General features: G+C 72.4%; 11 protein-coding genes. 2 read left to right on the forward strand and 9 right to left on the reverse strand.

Annotation, left to right across the window (positions count from 1 at the left end; genetic code table 11):
* Window positions 1–154 precede the first annotated feature (154 nt).
* The 8 genes from AB0442_RS32395 to AB0442_RS32430 all read right to left on the reverse strand — a co-directional run bounded on the left by AB0442_RS32395 (window position 155) and on the right by AB0442_RS32430 (window position 11051).
* Entirely contained in the window at window positions 155–658 is a 504-nt protein-coding gene (locus AB0442_RS32395) for a MaoC family dehydratase (protein ID WP_363541986.1), read from the reverse strand.
* 39 nt (window positions 659–697) lie between these two features.
* Window positions 698–1672 carry a CoA ester lyase gene (locus AB0442_RS32400; RefSeq protein ID WP_344622039.1) on the reverse strand — a complete coding sequence of 325 codons (975 nt, stop codon included), beginning with the start codon at window positions 1670–1672 and terminating at the stop codon, window positions 698–700.
* Between the two features lie 10 nt (window positions 1673–1682).
* Window positions 1683–3722: a protein meaA gene (locus tag AB0442_RS32405; protein ID WP_366167176.1), complete on the reverse strand. Its 2040-nt coding sequence runs from the start codon at window positions 3720–3722 to the stop codon at window positions 1683–1685.
* Window positions 3722–5059: a crotonyl-CoA carboxylase/reductase gene (ccrA, locus tag AB0442_RS32410; protein ID WP_363541983.1), complete on the reverse strand. Its 1338-nt coding sequence runs from the start codon at window positions 5057–5059 to the stop codon at window positions 3722–3724. The genes AB0442_RS32405 and ccrA overlap by 1 nt, the downstream gene beginning before the upstream one ends.
* A 373-nt stretch (window positions 5060–5432) precedes the next feature.
* Window positions 5433–6338 (reverse strand): TetR family transcriptional regulator, encoded by a 906-nt coding sequence (locus tag AB0442_RS32415; RefSeq protein WP_344621948.1) that lies wholly within the window; start codon window positions 6336–6338, stop codon window positions 5433–5435.
* A 302-nt stretch (window positions 6339–6640) separates the two neighbouring features.
* Window positions 6641–8416 carry a 3-hydroxybutyryl-CoA dehydrogenase gene (locus AB0442_RS32420; RefSeq protein ID WP_366167177.1) on the reverse strand — a complete coding sequence of 592 codons (1776 nt, stop codon included), beginning with the start codon at window positions 8414–8416 and terminating at the stop codon, window positions 6641–6643.
* 449 nt (window positions 8417–8865) lie between these two features.
* The gene (locus AB0442_RS32425; protein WP_366167178.1) at window positions 8866–10365 is read right to left on the reverse strand and encodes an MFS transporter; all 1500 of its coding nucleotides are present in this window, start codon (window positions 10363–10365) and stop codon (window positions 8866–8868) included.
* A 44-nt stretch (window positions 10366–10409) separates the two neighbouring features.
* Window positions 10410–11051: a helix-turn-helix domain-containing protein gene (locus AB0442_RS32430; RefSeq protein ID WP_366167179.1), complete on the reverse strand. Its 642-nt coding sequence runs from the start codon at window positions 11049–11051 to the stop codon at window positions 10410–10412.
* A 195-nt stretch (window positions 11052–11246) separates the two neighbouring features.
* On the opposite strand from AB0442_RS32430, the gene AB0442_RS32435 reads away from it, so the two are divergent.
* Together AB0442_RS32435 and AB0442_RS32440 are read left to right on the forward strand one after the other, a co-directional pair.
* Window positions 11247–12572 (forward strand): glutamine synthetase family protein, encoded by a 1326-nt coding sequence (locus tag AB0442_RS32435; protein WP_366167180.1) that lies wholly within the window; start codon window positions 11247–11249, stop codon window positions 12570–12572.
* A gap of 2 nt (window positions 12573–12574) precedes the next feature.
* On the forward strand, window positions 12575–13651 hold the full coding sequence (locus tag AB0442_RS32440; protein WP_366167181.1) for an amidohydrolase family protein: 1077 nt from the start codon (window positions 12575–12577) through the stop codon (window positions 13649–13651).
* Between the two features lie 162 nt (window positions 13652–13813).
* On the opposite strand, the gene AB0442_RS32445 is transcribed toward AB0442_RS32440, so the two are convergent.
* Window positions 13814–15061: cellulase family glycosylhydrolase (locus AB0442_RS32445; protein ID WP_366167182.1), on the reverse strand; the 1248-nt coding region annotated here is incomplete at its 5' end.

The following is a 15061-nucleotide window of genomic DNA, read 5'->3' on the forward strand; positions in this document are numbered from 1 at the left end:
CCCTATCTGAAGGCGTGAGGGTGGGGGGAGGGAAGAGGGGCTCGTGCCGGAGCACGGAAGTCGTTGTCGGGGGCCCTGCCGGCGTGGCTGCGGCAGCAGGGCCCCCGGGCCGGGTCGGGTGAGGCCGATGACGGCGGCCCACCCGTCCGGGGTCTCAGGAAGCGGGGGTCGGGCGGCCGGGCTGCTCGCCGCCGCGCTCCTTGATGTACGTCGCGGTCGGCACCATCACCTTGCGGCGGAAGATGCAGACGACCGTGCCGTCCTGCTTGTAGCCCTTGGTCTCGACGTACACGATGCCGCGGTCGTCCTTGGACTTGGACGGCCACTTGTCGAGGACGGTCGTCTCGCCGTAGATCGTGTCGCCGTGGAAGGTCGGGGCGACGTGGCGCAGCGACTCGATCTCCAGGTTGGCGATCGCCTTGCCGGAGACGTCCGGGACGGACATGCCGAGCAGCAGGGAGTAGATGTAGTTGCCCACGACGACGTTCTTGCCGAAGTCCGTCGTGTTCTCCGCATAGTTGACGTCCATGTGGAGCGGGTGGTGGTTCATGGTGAGCAGGCAGAAGAGGTGGTCGTCGTACTCGGTGACCGTCTTGCCGGGCCAGTGCTTGTAGACCGCGCCGACCTCGAACTCTTCGTAGGTGCGTCCGAACTGCATGGGGGTGTCCTTAGGAGGCCTGGGGAGGGGGCGGGCGGGTCAGGCCTGCGGGGGCTCGAACTTGCTGGTGCGCTCCATGCCGGCGGCGCGGCCCTTGCCGGCGATGACCAGGGCCATCTTGCGGCTGGCCTCGTCGATCATCTCGTCGCCGAGCATCGCGGAGCCCTTGGCGCCGCCCGCCTCGGAGGTGCACCAGTCGTAGGCGTCGAGGATCAGCTCGGCGTGGTCGTAGTCCTCCTGCGAGGGCGAGAAGATCTCGTTCGCGGCGGCGACCTGGTCCGGGTGGAGGACCCACTTGCCGTCGAAGCCGAGGGCGGCGGCGCGGCGGGCGACCGCCTTGTAGCCGTCGGCGTTGCGGATCTGCAGGTAGGGGCCGTCGATGGCCTGCAGGTCGTTGGCGCGGGCGGCCATCAGGATGCGCATCAGGATGTAGTGGTACGCGTCCGCGTCGTAGCCGGGCGGCTGCTCGCCGACGACCAGCGACTTCATGTTGATCGAGGCCATGAAGTCGGCCGGGCCGAAGATGATGGTCTCCAGCCGGGGCGAGGCGGTCGCGATCGAGTCGACGTTGATCAGGCCCTTGGCGTTCTCGATCTGCGCCTCGATGCCGATCTTGCCGACCTCGAAGCCCATGGTCTTCTCGATCTGGGTGAGCAGCAGGTCGAGCGCCTTCACCTGCTCGGCGTCCTGGACCTTCGGCAGCATGATGCAGTCGAGGTTCGGGCCGGCGCCCTCGACGACCGTGATGACGTCGCGGTACGTCCAGTGCGTCGTCCAGTCGTTGACCCGGACGACCTTGGTCTTGTTGCCCCAGTCGCCGTTGTTGAGGGCGTCGACGATGTTGTGCCGGGCGCTCTCCTTGACCAGCGGGGCGCAGGCGTCCTCGAGGTCGAGGAAGACCTGGTCGGCCGGGAGGCCCTGGGCCTTCTCCAGGAAGCGCGGGTTGCTGCCGGGCACGGCCAGGCAGGAGCGGCGCGGCCGGAGGCGGTTGACGGTGGTCATGGGGGTGGTGATTCCTTCCCGGTCAGCTGGTCGCGGTCGAGTGCGGCGCCGCGGCCCACGGCTGGAGCCTGTTGGCCAGCCGGATCTCGTCCACGATCCGGCCGATGATGGTGGTGATGCCGAAGTCCTTCGGGGTGAAGACCGCGGCGACACCGGCGGCCTTGAGGGCCTCGGCGTCCGCAGCGGGGATGATGCCACCGACGATCACGGGCACATCCTCCACCCCGGTGCGGCGCAGCCGCTGCAGGACGTCCGGCACCAGCTCGGGGTGGGCACCCGAGAGGATGGACAGGCCGACGCAGTGGACGTCCTCGGCGACGGCCGCCGAGACGATCTGCTCCGGGGTGAGCCGGATGCCCTGGTAGACCACCTCGAAGCCGGCGTCGCGGGCCCGGACGGCGATCTGCTCGGCGCCGTTGGAGTGACCGTCGAGGCCCGGCTTGCCGACCAGCAGGCGGAGCTTGCCGGTGCCGAGCTCGGCGGCCGTCGCGGCGACCGCCTCGCGGACGGCGGCGAGTTCGCCGCCGGGCTCGGCCGCCACGGCGACCGGGGCGCCGCCCACGCCGGTGGGCGCGCGGTACTCGCCGAAGACCTCGCGCAGGGCGAAGGCCCACTCGCCGGTGGTCACGCCGGCGCGGGCGCAGGCGAGGGTGGCCCGCATGAGGTTGTCGGTGGTCGCCGCGGTGGCCTTGAGCTGCTCAAGGGCGGTCTGCGCGGCCGCCTCGTCGCGCCCGGCGCGCCACTGCTCCAGGCCGGCGAGCACGGAGCGCTCGGAGGCCGGGTCCACCACCATGATCGCGGTGTCGAGGTCCGCGGTGAGCGGGCTCTCCTCGGTGGTGTCGAAGCAGTTCACCCCGACGATCTTGTCCTCGCCGGCCTCGATCCGGGCGCGGCGGGCCGCGTGCGAGGCGACCAGGTTGGACTTGAGGTAGCCGGACTCGACGGCCGGGATCACGCCGCCCATCTCCAGCACCTTGGCGATCTCGGCCTCGGCGCCGGCGAGCAGCTCGTCGGTCTTGGCCTCGACCACCGTGGAGCCGTTGAAGATGTCGCCGTACTCCAGCAGGTCGGACTCGTAGGCGAGCACCTGCTGGATGCGCAGCGACCACTGCTGGTCCCACGGGCGGGGGAGGCCCAGGGCCTCGTTCCACGCGGGCAGCTGGACGGCGCGGGCGCGGGCGTCCTTGGAGAGGGTGACGGCGAGCATCTCCAGCACGATGCGCTGGACGTTGTTCTCCGGCTGGGCCTCGGTGAGGCCCAGCGAGTTCACCTGCACGCCGTAGCGGAACCGGCGCTGCTTGGCGTCCTCGATGCCGTAGCGCTCGCGGGTGACCTTCTCCCAGAGCCGGGAGAAGGCCCGCATCTTGCACATCTCCTCGACGAAGCGGACGCCCGCGTTCACGAAGAAGGAGATCCGGCCGACGACCTCGCCCATCCGCTCGGCCGGCACCTGGCCGGAGTCGCGGACGGCGTCGAGGACGGCGATCGCGGTGCACATCGAGTACGCGATCTCCTGGACGGGGGTCGCCCCGGCCTCCTGCAGGTGGTAGCTGCAGATGTTGATCGGGTTCCACTTGGGGATGTTGGCGACCGTGTAGGCGATCATGTCGGTGATCAGCCGGACGGACGGCCCGGGCGGGAAGACGTGCGTCCCCCGCGACAGGTACTCCTTGACGATGTCGTTCTGGGTGGTGCCGGTGAGCTTGGCGATGTCCGCGCCCTGCTCCTCGGCGACCACCTGGTAGAGCGCCAGCAGCCACATCGCGGTGGCGTTGATCGTCATGGAGGTGTTCGTCTGCTCGAGCGGGATGCCGTCGAACAGCGTGCGCATGTCGCCGACGTGGCCCACCGGGACGCCGACCCGGCCGACCTCGCCGCGGGCGAGGACGTGGTCCGAGTCGTAGCCCGTCTGCGTGGGCAGGTCGAAGGCGACGGACAGGCCCGTCTGACCCTTCGCCAGGTTCCGCCGGTAGAGCGCGTTGGAGTCGCTCGCGGTGGAGTGTCCGGCGTAGGTCCGCATCAACCACGGACGGTCGCGCTGAACGCCTTCACGGTCTGCCATCAGATGTTCCGGAAGCGGTTGATCGCCGGCAGGTGCTTGGCACGCAGCTCGTGGTCGCGGACGCCCATGCCCTCCTCGGGGGCGAGGCAGAGCACGCCGACCTTGCCCTGGTGCTTGTTGTGGTGCACGTCGAGGGCGGCCTGGCCGGTCTCGTCCAGGGAGTACACCTTGGAGAGGGTGGGGTGGATCTTGCCCTTGGCGATCAGGCGGTTGGCCTCGAACGCCTCGCGGTAGTTGGCGAAGTGCGAGCCGACGATGCGCTTCAGCGACATCCACAGGTAGCGGTTGTCGTACTGGTGCATGTAGCCCGAGGTCGAGGCGCAGGTGACGATGGTGCCGCCCTTGCGGGTGACGTAGACCGAGGCGCCGAAGGTCTCGCGGCCCGGGTGCTCGAAGACGATGTCCACGTCCTCGCCGCCGGTGAACTCGCGGATCTTGCTGCCCAGGCGCTTCCACTCGCGCGGGTCCTGGGTGTGCTCGTCCTTCCAGAACTTGAAGCCCTCGGCGGAGCGGTCGATGATCGCCTCGGCGCCCATGGCGCGGCAGATCTCGGCCTTGGACTCGCTGGAGACCACGCAGATCGGGGTGGCGCCGCCGGCCAGGGCGTACTGGGTGGCGTAGGAGCCGAGGCCGCCGCTGGCGCCCCAGATCAGCACGTTGTCGCCCTGCTTCATGCCGGCGCCGTTCTGCGACACCAGCTGGCGGTAGGCGGTGGAGTTAACCAGGCCCGGGGAGGCGGCCTCCTCCCAGGTGAGGTGCTTCGGCTTGGGCAGCAGCTGGTTGGTCTTGACCAGGGCGATCTCGGCGAGGCCGCCGAAGTTGGTCTCGAAGCCCCAGATGCGCTGCTCCGGGTCCATCATCGTGTCGTTGTGGCCGTCCGGGGACTCCAGCTCGACCGAGAGGCAGTGCGCGACGACCTCGTCGCCGGGCTTCCAGGCGTTGACGCCGGCGCCGGTGCGCAGGACGACGCCCGCGAGGTCCGAACCGAGGATGTGGTACGGCAGGTCGTGGCGCTTGGTCAGCGGCGACAGGCGGCCGTAGCGCTCCAGGAAACCGAAGGTGGAGACCGGCTCGAAGATCGAGCTCCACACGGTGTTGTAGTTGACGGAGCTCGCCATGACGGCGACCAGGGCCTCGCCCGGGCCGAGCTCGGGGAGGGGGACCTCGTCCAGGTGGAGGGACTTGCGGGGGTCCTTGTCGCGGCTGGCGAGGCCGGCGAACATCTGCTCCTCGTCCTTGTGGAGCGTCACCGCCCGGTAGGACTCCGGCAGCTTGATCGCGGCGAAGTCCGCCGGGGTGCTGTCGGAGCTGAGGATCGCGTCGAGGATTTCGTTCATGGCTGCCTCCGAAGGCGTACCTGTGTGAGGGCACAGGGCGTCTGGGGGAGCCGGGAGCGGACACCGGCTTCGCTGAGGGTCTGTTGGTGGGTGGGTCGACGGTCTGCGACGGATGTGGTGTCGCCGAGGTCGTACGTGCCCCCGTGGTGCGGGGACGCCGGACGCGGCGCGCCGAGGTGGGGAGCCGCGGCGCCGCGACTGGTGGGTAACAAGGTAGTGGCACCCTGTGCCACTCGTAAAGACACCGGGTGTCATCAGTTCGAGTGATGTGGATCGCTGTTCGAGGCGCCCCGGTGCGGTATGCGCGAAGGCCCGCCCCGGATGTCCGGGACGAGCCTTCGAAATGCCTTCTGAACTGCAAAAACGCCCGGAATCAGGCCGACTTGGCGGCGCCCAGGGCGGACTTGATCGAGTCCAGCACGAGGTCCAGCGGGGCGTCGGTGCGGGCCACTGTGATGAGCACCTCACCGCCGGGGCTCGCACTCAGGGCGCTCACCGCCGCGCCCTCCAGGGCCGACCCGGTGTCACCACTGGCACCGGGTGCCACGAGAGTGCCACGGCGTCGCACGCCGCTCGGCGAGGTCGCCCAGAAGGTGCCCCGGATGACCTCGAAGGAGTGGTCCAGCTGCGCCTCCACGTCGCCGTGGCCGCCGGCCCGCAGCCAGCGCCGCAGCACGTGGTTGTGGGCCGCCACCACGGCCGCCGCCGACACCTCGGCCAGCATCGAGTCGTCGTCCCCGCCGCGCTGCCAGCCCGGCGGGATCTGCTCGGCCGCGTCGAAGCGCCCCAGCAGGTAGCGGGTGAACAGCCGCTCGTACCGGGCCACCACCGCGATCTCCCGCTCGCGCAGCGCCGGGACCTGCCGGATCAGCTGGTAGCGCGCCACCGAGACGCCCGGGGTGGAGGCGTACATCCGCAGCACCTCCTTGATGCCGCGGCACACCACGTCCAGCGGGTGCTCCTCCGGCTCGGCGCTGGCCAGCAGGTCGGCCACCCGGACCAGGGTGTCGTCGTGGTCCGGGAAGATCGCCTCCTCCTTCGAGCGGAAGTAGCGGAAGAAGGTCCGCCGCGCCACGCCCGCCTCGGCGGCGATCTGATCGACCGTCGTCTCCTCGTACCCCTGGTTGGCGAACAGGTCCATCGCCGCCGACGCCAGCTCCTGGCGCATCTGCCGGCGCTGGGCCGCGGCCCGCCGGCCGCCGGTGCCGCCCTCGGGACGGGCGCCGTCCACCGGTTCGCGGGGCGGCTGCTGCTGCGCGGATGACTGTTCCCGATCCATGCCCGGAACGCTACACGTCCCGGGCGCCGCTCCGGTCGGCCGTGCCCGGCGGACCGGGGGCGCCGGCGGCAGCACGGCGGGCCGCGGCCAGCGGGGCGGCAGCGCACCCTCGTTCCAGGCCGGCCGTCCGGCCGGCGCGACGTTGCTCCGAGGCAGTCTGCCTCCGGGCTCGGTGTTCATGTCGACTCCTTGCTGCGAGGCGGCCGTTCGGTCCGTGGATGTGCCGTGCGGGCCGCCCCGCACCCCGCCCGTCCGCGGGTGGGGCCGCGGGGACGGGCGGGGCGGGGGCGGCCCGTGGTGCGTCAGCGCCGGGCGTGGTCGCGGAAGCCGCGGCCGGTCTTGCGGCCCAGGCAGCCCGCCGCGACCAGGTGCTCCAGCAGCGGGGCGGCCGCCAGGCCGGGCTCGCGGAACTCCTGGTGCAGGACCTGCTCGATGGTCAGCGAGACGTCCAGGCCGACCACGTCCAGCAGCTCGAACGGGCCCATCGGGTAGCCGCAGCCGAGCTTCATCGCGGTGTCGATGTCGTCCACCGTCGCGTAGTGCTCCTGCAGCATCCGCACCGCGTCGTTCAGGTACGGGAAGAGCAGTGCGTTGACGATGAAGCCGGCCCGGTCGCCGCACTCCACCGCGTGCTTCTTCACCTCGGCGCAGAGCTCCAGCACGGTGGCGGTGACGTCCGGCGCGGTGAGCACCGTGGAGACCACCTCGACCAGCTTCATGGCCGGCGCCGGGTTGAAGAAGTGCATGCCGATCACGTCCTGCGGCCGCGAGGTCGCGGTCGCGCAGCTGATCACCGGCAGGCTGGAGGTGGTGGTGGCCAGCACCGCACCCGGCTTGACCACCTTGTCCAGGGCGGCGAACAGCTCGCGCTTGACCTCCAGGTCCTCGGCGACCGCCTCGACGACCAGGTCCACCCCGGCCAGGTCGGCGTAGCTGCCGGTCGGGGTGACCAGCGCCAGCGCCGCGTCGCGGGCCTCGGCGGCGAGCCGGCCGCGGGAGACCGAGCGCTCCAGCGACTTGGCCAGCTGCGCCTTGGCGCGGTCCGCCTTCTCCTGGCTGCGGGCCGCCAGCAGCACGGGCAGGCCGGCCTTGGCGAACACCTCGACGATGCCGGTGGCCATGGTGCCCGAGCCGCAGACGCCGATGCTCGTGACCGTCCGGCCCGCGACCCGGGTGCCGGCCGCGGCGGCGGCCTCGGCGACCGCCTTCGAGGAGCCGGGCGCCTCGTAGGTGTAGAAGCCGCGGCCCGACTTGCGGCCGAGCAGGCCCGCCGAGGCGAGCTGGCCGAGGATCGGCGCCGGGGCGTGCAGCCGGTCCTTGGACTGCTCGTACATCGCCTCCAGCACGGTGCGGGCGGTGTCGATGCCGATCAGGTCGAGCAGGGCCAGCGGGCCCATCGGCAGGCCGCAGCCGAGCCGCATCGCGGCGTCGATGTCCTCGCGGGTGGCGTACCGCGACTCGAACATCGCGGCGGCCTGGTTGAGATAGGCGAAGAGCAGGCCGTTGACGATGAAGCCGGCCCGGTCGCCGGCCGCGACCGGCTCCTTGCCCAGGTCGCGGGCGAAGGCGGCGGCGTCCTCGGCGGCCTGCGGGGAGGTCAGCACGGTGCGCACCACCTCGACCAGCTTCATGGTGTGCACCGGGTTGAAGAAGTGCAGGCCGAGGACCCGCTCCGGGCGGGCGGTGGCGGCGGCGATCCGGGTCACCGACAGCGCGGTGGTACCGGTCGCGAGCACCGTCTCCGGCGGGCAGATCCGGTCCAGCTCGGCGAAGACCTCGCGCTTCAGCTCCAGCTGCTCGGGCAGCTCCTCGATCACCAGGTCGGCCCCGGCGGCGACGTCCAGCCGGTCGCCGACGGTGATCAGGGCGAGCAGCGCGGTGCGCTCCTCGGCGGTGAGCCGCTCGCGCTGCACCGCGTGCGCGGTGGCCTCCTCGATCCGGGCGAGGGCCCGGGCCGCCGCGTCGGCATCGGCCTCGATGCCGAGCACCCGGCGGCCGCTCTTCGCGACGGCCACGGCGACGCCGGCACCCATGGTGCCGAGGCCGACCACGGCGACGGTGGGGAAGGGACGCTCCATTGTCCTGACTCCTTGTCATGGGCCCGCGCAGCACTCGGGCGCGGCCGGCCGCTCGACGGCGAGCGGCGGCCGGGGCACGCCGGAGGAGGGTGTGGCGACGCGGGTGTGCGGGAAGACGGGGCGGCCCCGCGGAGCACGGACCGGTCCGCTCCGGTCGTGCCGCGGGTGTGCCGAGGTGCTCAGGCGCGCTGAGAGGAAGGACAGACGGCGCTGAACTGCTGCAGGGAGAAGACGGCCGCGAGGGCCGGAGACACGCACCGGGGCGTCCGCGCGAATGCCGCGGCGCCGACCACGCCGGTGCGGCTCCCGAGGCCCGGCGCTGGTGCGTGCCGGTCACTGTAGCGGAGTTACCGCCCAGTAGGAAGAGTGCCGCGCGGGTCGGGGAGGAGCGGGGAACGCGCAGCGGCCCGCCGGGAGAACCCGGCGGGCCGCTGCGGAGAGGGGCGGCGTCAGTGCGCCATCACGGGGACGGCGTCCTCCGCGGCCGCGCCCTCGGCGGTCGCGTGGACGTCGGGGCGGCCGGTGTTGATCAGGACGGCGGCGGCCGTGGCGGCGAGCACCAGGATGCCGAAGGACCACCAGATCGCGGTCGAGAAGCCGTGCACCATGCCCTGCAGCTGGAGCAGCTGCTGCGGCGCGCCGTCCTTGGCGTGCGAGGTCAGGTACGCGGTGGTGGCGCTGGCCGCGATGGTGTTCAGCAGCGCGGTGCCGATGGCGCCGCCGACCTGCTGGGAGGTGTTGACCATCGCCGAGGCGACACCGGCGTCGCGCGGCTCGACGCCGTGCGTGGCCAGGCTCATCGCGGGCATGAACGCGGTGCCCATGCCGAGGCCCATCAGGATCAGACCGGGCAGGATCAGCGCGGGGTAGGAGCTGTTCACGTCGATCTGGGTGAGGATCAGCATGCCCAGCGAGGCGACCAGGAAGCCGGGCACCATCAGGTAGCGCGGCGGGACGCGGGTCATCAGCCGGGCGCCGATCTGGGTGGAGCCGGTGATCATGCCCGCCACCATCGGCAGGAAGGCCAGGCCGCTGGTGACCGGGCTGTAGCCGAGGACCACCTGCAGGTAGTAGGTCAGGAAGAGGAACAGGCCGAACATGCCGATCACGGCGAGGCCGAGCGACAGGTAGACACCGCCGCGGTTGCGCTCGGTGACGACGCGCAGCGGCAGCAGCGGCGCGGAGACCTTGCTCTCCACCACGGCGAACGCGGCCAGCAGGACGGCGGCGGCGACGAACAGGCCGACGGTGATGCCGGCGCTCCAGCCGTCCGACTCGGCGCGGGTGAAGGCGTACACCAGGGAGACCAGGCCGGAGGTGACCAGCAGCACGCCGGGGATGTCCAGCTTGTTGCGGTTGCGGCTGCCGACGGGCTCGCGGATCACCATCACCGCGCCGAGGATCGCGACCACGGCGAACGGGATGTTGACGTAGAAGGTCCAGCGCCAGTTCAGGTACTCGGTGAGCAGACCGCCGAGGATCAGGCCGATCGCACCGCCACCACCGGCGATGGCGCCGTAGATGCCGAAGGCCTTGGCGCGCTCCTTGGCCTCGGTGAACATCACCGCGAGCAGCGAGAGCGCGGCCGGGGCGAGCAGGGCGCCGAAGACGCCCTGGAGGGCGCGGGCACCGAGCAGCATCGGGGTGTTGACGGCGGCGCCGCCGAGCGCGGACGCCAGCGCGAAGCCGGTCAGACCGATGGTGAAGGTCCGCTTGCGGCCCCACAGGTCGGCGATCCGGCCACCGAACAGCAGCAGTCCGCCGAAGGCCAGCGCGTAGGCGGTGATCACCCACTGGCGGTTGCCGTCGGAGATGCCGAGGTCGTGCTGGGCGGAGGGCAGGGCGATGTTCACGACGGTCGCGTCGAGGACGACCATCAGCTGGGCCAGGCCGATGAAGGCGAGTGCCTTCCAGCGGCGCGGGTCGGCCTGGAGGCCGGATTCGGACATGGGGGTACCCACTAACTAACGTGCGTTGCGTGCGGTCGGGTCGGTCAGTCGGCGCGCTTGAGGTCCTCGAAGGACGCGGCGCGGCCGGGAAGTACGGAGGTCGCCGGTGCCCGCAGGCCGTCCAGGAAGACCTGCAGGTGGCGATGGACGAACTGGTCGAGGTCGAGGCATCCGGTGCCCGGGAGCGGGCGGGTGAGCTGGGTGACGCCGAGGAAGTAGTCGCCGACTCCGATGTCGGCGCGCAGCTTCCCGCTCGCGTGGGCGCGGGCGATGAGCTCGGCGGCGGCGGCCTTCAGCTGCAGCAGGGCCCGCTCCAGCTCGGGGTCGTCGTGGTCGATGTGGTCGGAGACCATCGGACAGAGCGCGCCGATGCGCTCGTCCGCGGCGGCGTGCGTGAACCGGGACAGGCCCTCGAAGGGGTCCGGCTCGGCGAGTCCGGCCTCCGCGTGCTCCAGCACCCTGGTCAGCACCGAGAGGGTGACGTGGTGCAGCAGCTCGCGCCGGTCGGAGAAGTTGCGGTAGAGCGTGGCGTTGCCGACCCCGGCCCGACGGGCGATCTCGTCGAGCGGCGCCTCCGCGCCGTGCTCCACGATCGCCTCGCGGGCGGCGGTGATGATCCTCGCCCGGTTGCGTTCGGCGTCCGCACGGAGCCGCTGGCCCGCCGGCTTGGCGCTGACCGTGGTCATCGGACTCCCTTCCCTTCCGGGGACTCGTTCCCCGTTTGTGCGGACACCGGGTTAAACGGGGAGTCGGTCCCCGGAAATTCCCCGCCCGGCGTGACCTGCGACACACCTGCCGGGTTGGCCGATTTCACCCTCCCGGGCAGCCCCCACCGCGGGGCGATCCCCCGCCCCGGCCGCTCCGGACGGCAGCATGGGCGCATGGGCAGCGCGCACACGAGGGACGAGACGGTGGAACGGGCCGAGGAGGCCGCCGCGGAACTCGCCGAGGCCGGGATCGACGCCCTCGCCCTCGGCTGGGTGGACAACGCCGGCATCACCAGGACCAAGGCGGTGCCGGTCGCCCGGCTGCCGCACGCCGTCCGGTACGGCGTCGGCGCCTCCCCCTGCTTCGACTCCTTCCTCGCCGACGACTCCATGGCCCCAGGCGGCGGCCCCGTCGGCGACCTCCGCCTCGTCCCCGACCTCGACGCACTGGTGCCGCTCGCCGCCCAGCCCGGCTGGGCCTGGGCACCCGTCGACCGCCGCCGCCAGGACGGCGCGGCGCACCCCGGCTGCCAGCGCTGGTTCGCCCGCCGCACCGAACGGGCACTCGCCGCCCGCGGACTCGACGTGCGGGCCGGCTTCGAGATCGAATGGGTCGTCGACCGGGACGGCGCACCGGAGGGTGGCTCCGCCTACGGCATGGACCGGCTGGTCGAACGCTCCGACTACCTGCTCGACGTGCTCCGCGCCCTGGAGGCCCAGCAGCTCGCCGTGCTGCAGATCCACCCCGAGTACACACCCGGCCAGTTCGAGGTCTCCGTCGCCGCCGACACCCCCGTCCGTGCCGCCGACACCTCCCTGCTCGTCCGGCAGACCGTCCGCGCGGTCTCCGCCCGGCACGGACTGCGCACCTCCTTCGCCCCCGTCGTCGCACCGGACGGCGTCGGCAACGGCTGCCACCTCCACCTCAGCCTCTGGCAGGACGGCCGCAACCTGCACGCCGGCGGCCCCGGCCCGCACGGCCTCACCGAGCAGGCCGCCGCCTTCCTCGCCGGAATCCTGGAGGAACTCCCCGCCCTCCTGGTCCTCGGCGCCCCGGGCCCGACCAGCCACCTGCGGCTGGTGCCCGGCCGCTGGTCCGGCCCCTACCGCTGCTGGGGGCTGGAGAACCGGGAGGCCGCCCTGCGACTGATCACCGGCTCCGCACCCGACCAGGCCAACGCCGAAGTGAAGTGCTTCGACGCGGCCGCCAACCCCTACCTCGCCCTCGGCGGCGCCCTCGCCGCCGGACTCGCCGGACTCGACGCCGGCCTGAAGCTGCCGCCCGAGGTGCCCGGCGACCCCGCCCGCGAACCCGGCGTCGAACGACTGCCGCACAGCCCCGCCGCCGCACTCTCCGCCCTCCGCGCCTGCGCCCCGCTGCGCACCGCCCTGGGGGAGGAGCTCTACCGCGCCGTGCTCGACGTCCGGGAGGCCGAGATCGCCCGCTACGGCGGGCTCGACGCACAGCACCTGGTCGCCGCCACCCGCTGGCGGTACTGACCGTGCTGGTCGACCACCACTGCCACAGCGTCGTCGCCGACGACCTCGACGAAGCCGCCCTCGGCGCCCTGATCACCGAGTCCGACCGGCCGCCCGCCCCCGGCGCCTCCCCCTTCGACAGCGCGATCGGGCTCGCCGTCCGCCGCTGGTGCCCGCCACTGCTCGGACTGCCGGCCCTCGCCGAACCCGCCGACTACCTGGCGGCCCGCCGGGAGACCGGCGCCGCCGGGGCCACCGCCCGGATGCTCGCCGGCGCGGGCCTCGCCGATCTGCTGGTCGACACCGGCCTCACCGAAGCCGGCGGACGCCCGCTGCTGCCGCCCGCCGACCTCGCCGCACTCGCCGGAGCCCGGCTGCACGAAGTGGTGCGGCTGGAGGCGGTGGCCGCCGAGGTCCGGGCGCCCGCGGCGCAGTGGCCGGACGCCGTCGCCGAGGCACTGGCCGAAGCCTGCGCCGGGGCCGTGGCGGTGAAGTCGGTGCTCGCCTACCGCACCGGCCTGGACATCCCGGGCGGGCCGCCCGCCCGCTCCGAGGTCGTCCGGGCCGCGGGGGCCCGGCCGCCCGGCCGGATCACCGACCCCGTCCTGCTGCGCCACCTGCTGTGGACGGCCGTCGGCCTCGCACTGCCGATCCAACTGCACACCGGCTTCGGCGACCCCGACCTGCGGCTGCACCGGGCCGACCCGGCCCTGCTGGTGGACTTCGTCCGCGCGGTCGAGCCGGACGGCGTCCCGCTCGTCCTGCTGCACGGCTACCCCTACCACCGGCAGGCCGCCTGGCTCGCCCAGGCCTACCCGCACGTGTACGCCGACGTCGGACTGACCCTCTCCTACACTGGACCGCGGGCCGCCGCCGTACTCGGCGAAGTGCTCGAACTGGCCCCCTTCGGCAAGGTCCTGGCCTCCACCGACGCCTACGGACTGCCCGAGCTGTACCCCGTCGGCGCAGCACAGTTCCGCCGGGCGCTCGCCACGGTCCTGGACGGCTGGCACACCACCGGCGACTGCACCCCGGCGGACGTCCTGCGGATCACCGAGGCCCTGGGATCGACCAACGCCCGCCACCTGTACGGAATCTGAGGTGACTTCAGGTGCGCGGGGAGGCCGGCCGCCCAGGGGCGCGTGGGGGCACCTCCCGGCCGAAGGCCGGGGGAGAACTGCGCAGTCCGGGGGTGATCGCCTCGGTGGTTCGGGGCGAGCCCGGTTTCCCCACGCCCCCGGGGGCGTACCCGGTGCCCGGCGTCAGCCGATCGCGCGGAAGTGGTCCCGCAGGCCCGCGCCGAAGTCGGTCGCGGTGCCGTCGTAGTTGCTGATCAGCGAGGGGCCGGAGCCGCAGTCCCAGGTGTTCCAGGTCCAGCCGAGGTAGCCGAGCTCCCGGGCGTCGAGCCAGGCCATCACCTGGTCGATGAAGCCGTGGCTGCAGGTGTTCTCGCCGATCTCTCCGGCGACCAGCGGGACCTCGGCCGCCACCGGGGCGAGGGTGGAGTCGAAGCAGGACGTGCTGGAGCAGGTGTTGAAGTTGTACACGTGCCAGGCCGCGGCGAGGTTGCCGGTCGGGTCGGTCGGCCTGTGGGTGAGCCACTGGCCGAGGTCGTTGGAGTAGGCCAGGCCGCCGAGCATGATGACGTTCTTGGCGCCGGTCGCCCGGACGGTGTCCACCAGGGTCTGGAAGCCGCTGACCTGGTAGGGGATGCCGGGGCAGGCGCTGCCGCCGTCGCGCCAGCAGAGCCAGCCCTGGGCGGTCGAGGATTCCGAGCGGTCCGGGTAGGGCTCGTTGAACAGGTCGAAGACGACCTGGTCGGTGTCCTTGAAGGTGTCCGCGACGGAGCTCCAGAACGGCACCGCGTTGGCGCCGGGCATCGGCTTCTGGCAGGTGGCGTTGACGTCCGAGCAGCCGGAGGAGTTGCCGGTGTACTGGCCGCGGCTCCAGTGCATCTCGACGATCGGGGTGAGGCCGGCGTTGCGCAGTGCGTCCACCCAACCCTTGATCGCGGAGCGGTAGTTGGCGCCGGCGTACTCGGGCTTGACGTTGCCGGTGCCGATCCAGCAGTCCTCGTTGAGCGGGACGCGGACGGCGTTGGCGTGCCAGCTCTTGATCGCGGCGATGGCCGCGGCGTCGACCGGTCCGTCGAAGAAGCCGTAGCCCTGGACGCACATGAACTCGGTGCCCGAGCGGTTGACGCCGTGCAGGGTGACGGCCGTACCGGACTCGTTCACCAGGGAGGTGCCCGAGACGTGCAGGGCCGGGGCGCCGGTGCTGCCGGTGGGCGAGGAGGAACTGCTCGGCGAGGCCGAGCTGCTGGCGGAGGCGGAGGCGGAGGCGGAGGCGGAGGTGGAGGCGGAGGCGCTCGCGGAGGCCGAGGCGCTGGCCGAGCCGGACGGGGTGGGGCCGGTGCCGGTGCAGGCGACGCCGTTCAGCGCGAACGAGGTGGGGGCCGCGTTGCTGCCGCTGTAGGAGAAGTTGGCGCCCGCGGTCACCGACTGTCCGGC

This window comes from Kitasatospora sp. NPDC085895 (assembly GCF_040702125.1).
In the GTDB taxonomy this organism is placed as follows: domain Bacteria; phylum Actinomycetota; class Actinomycetes; order Streptomycetales; family Streptomycetaceae; genus Kitasatospora; species Kitasatospora arboriphila.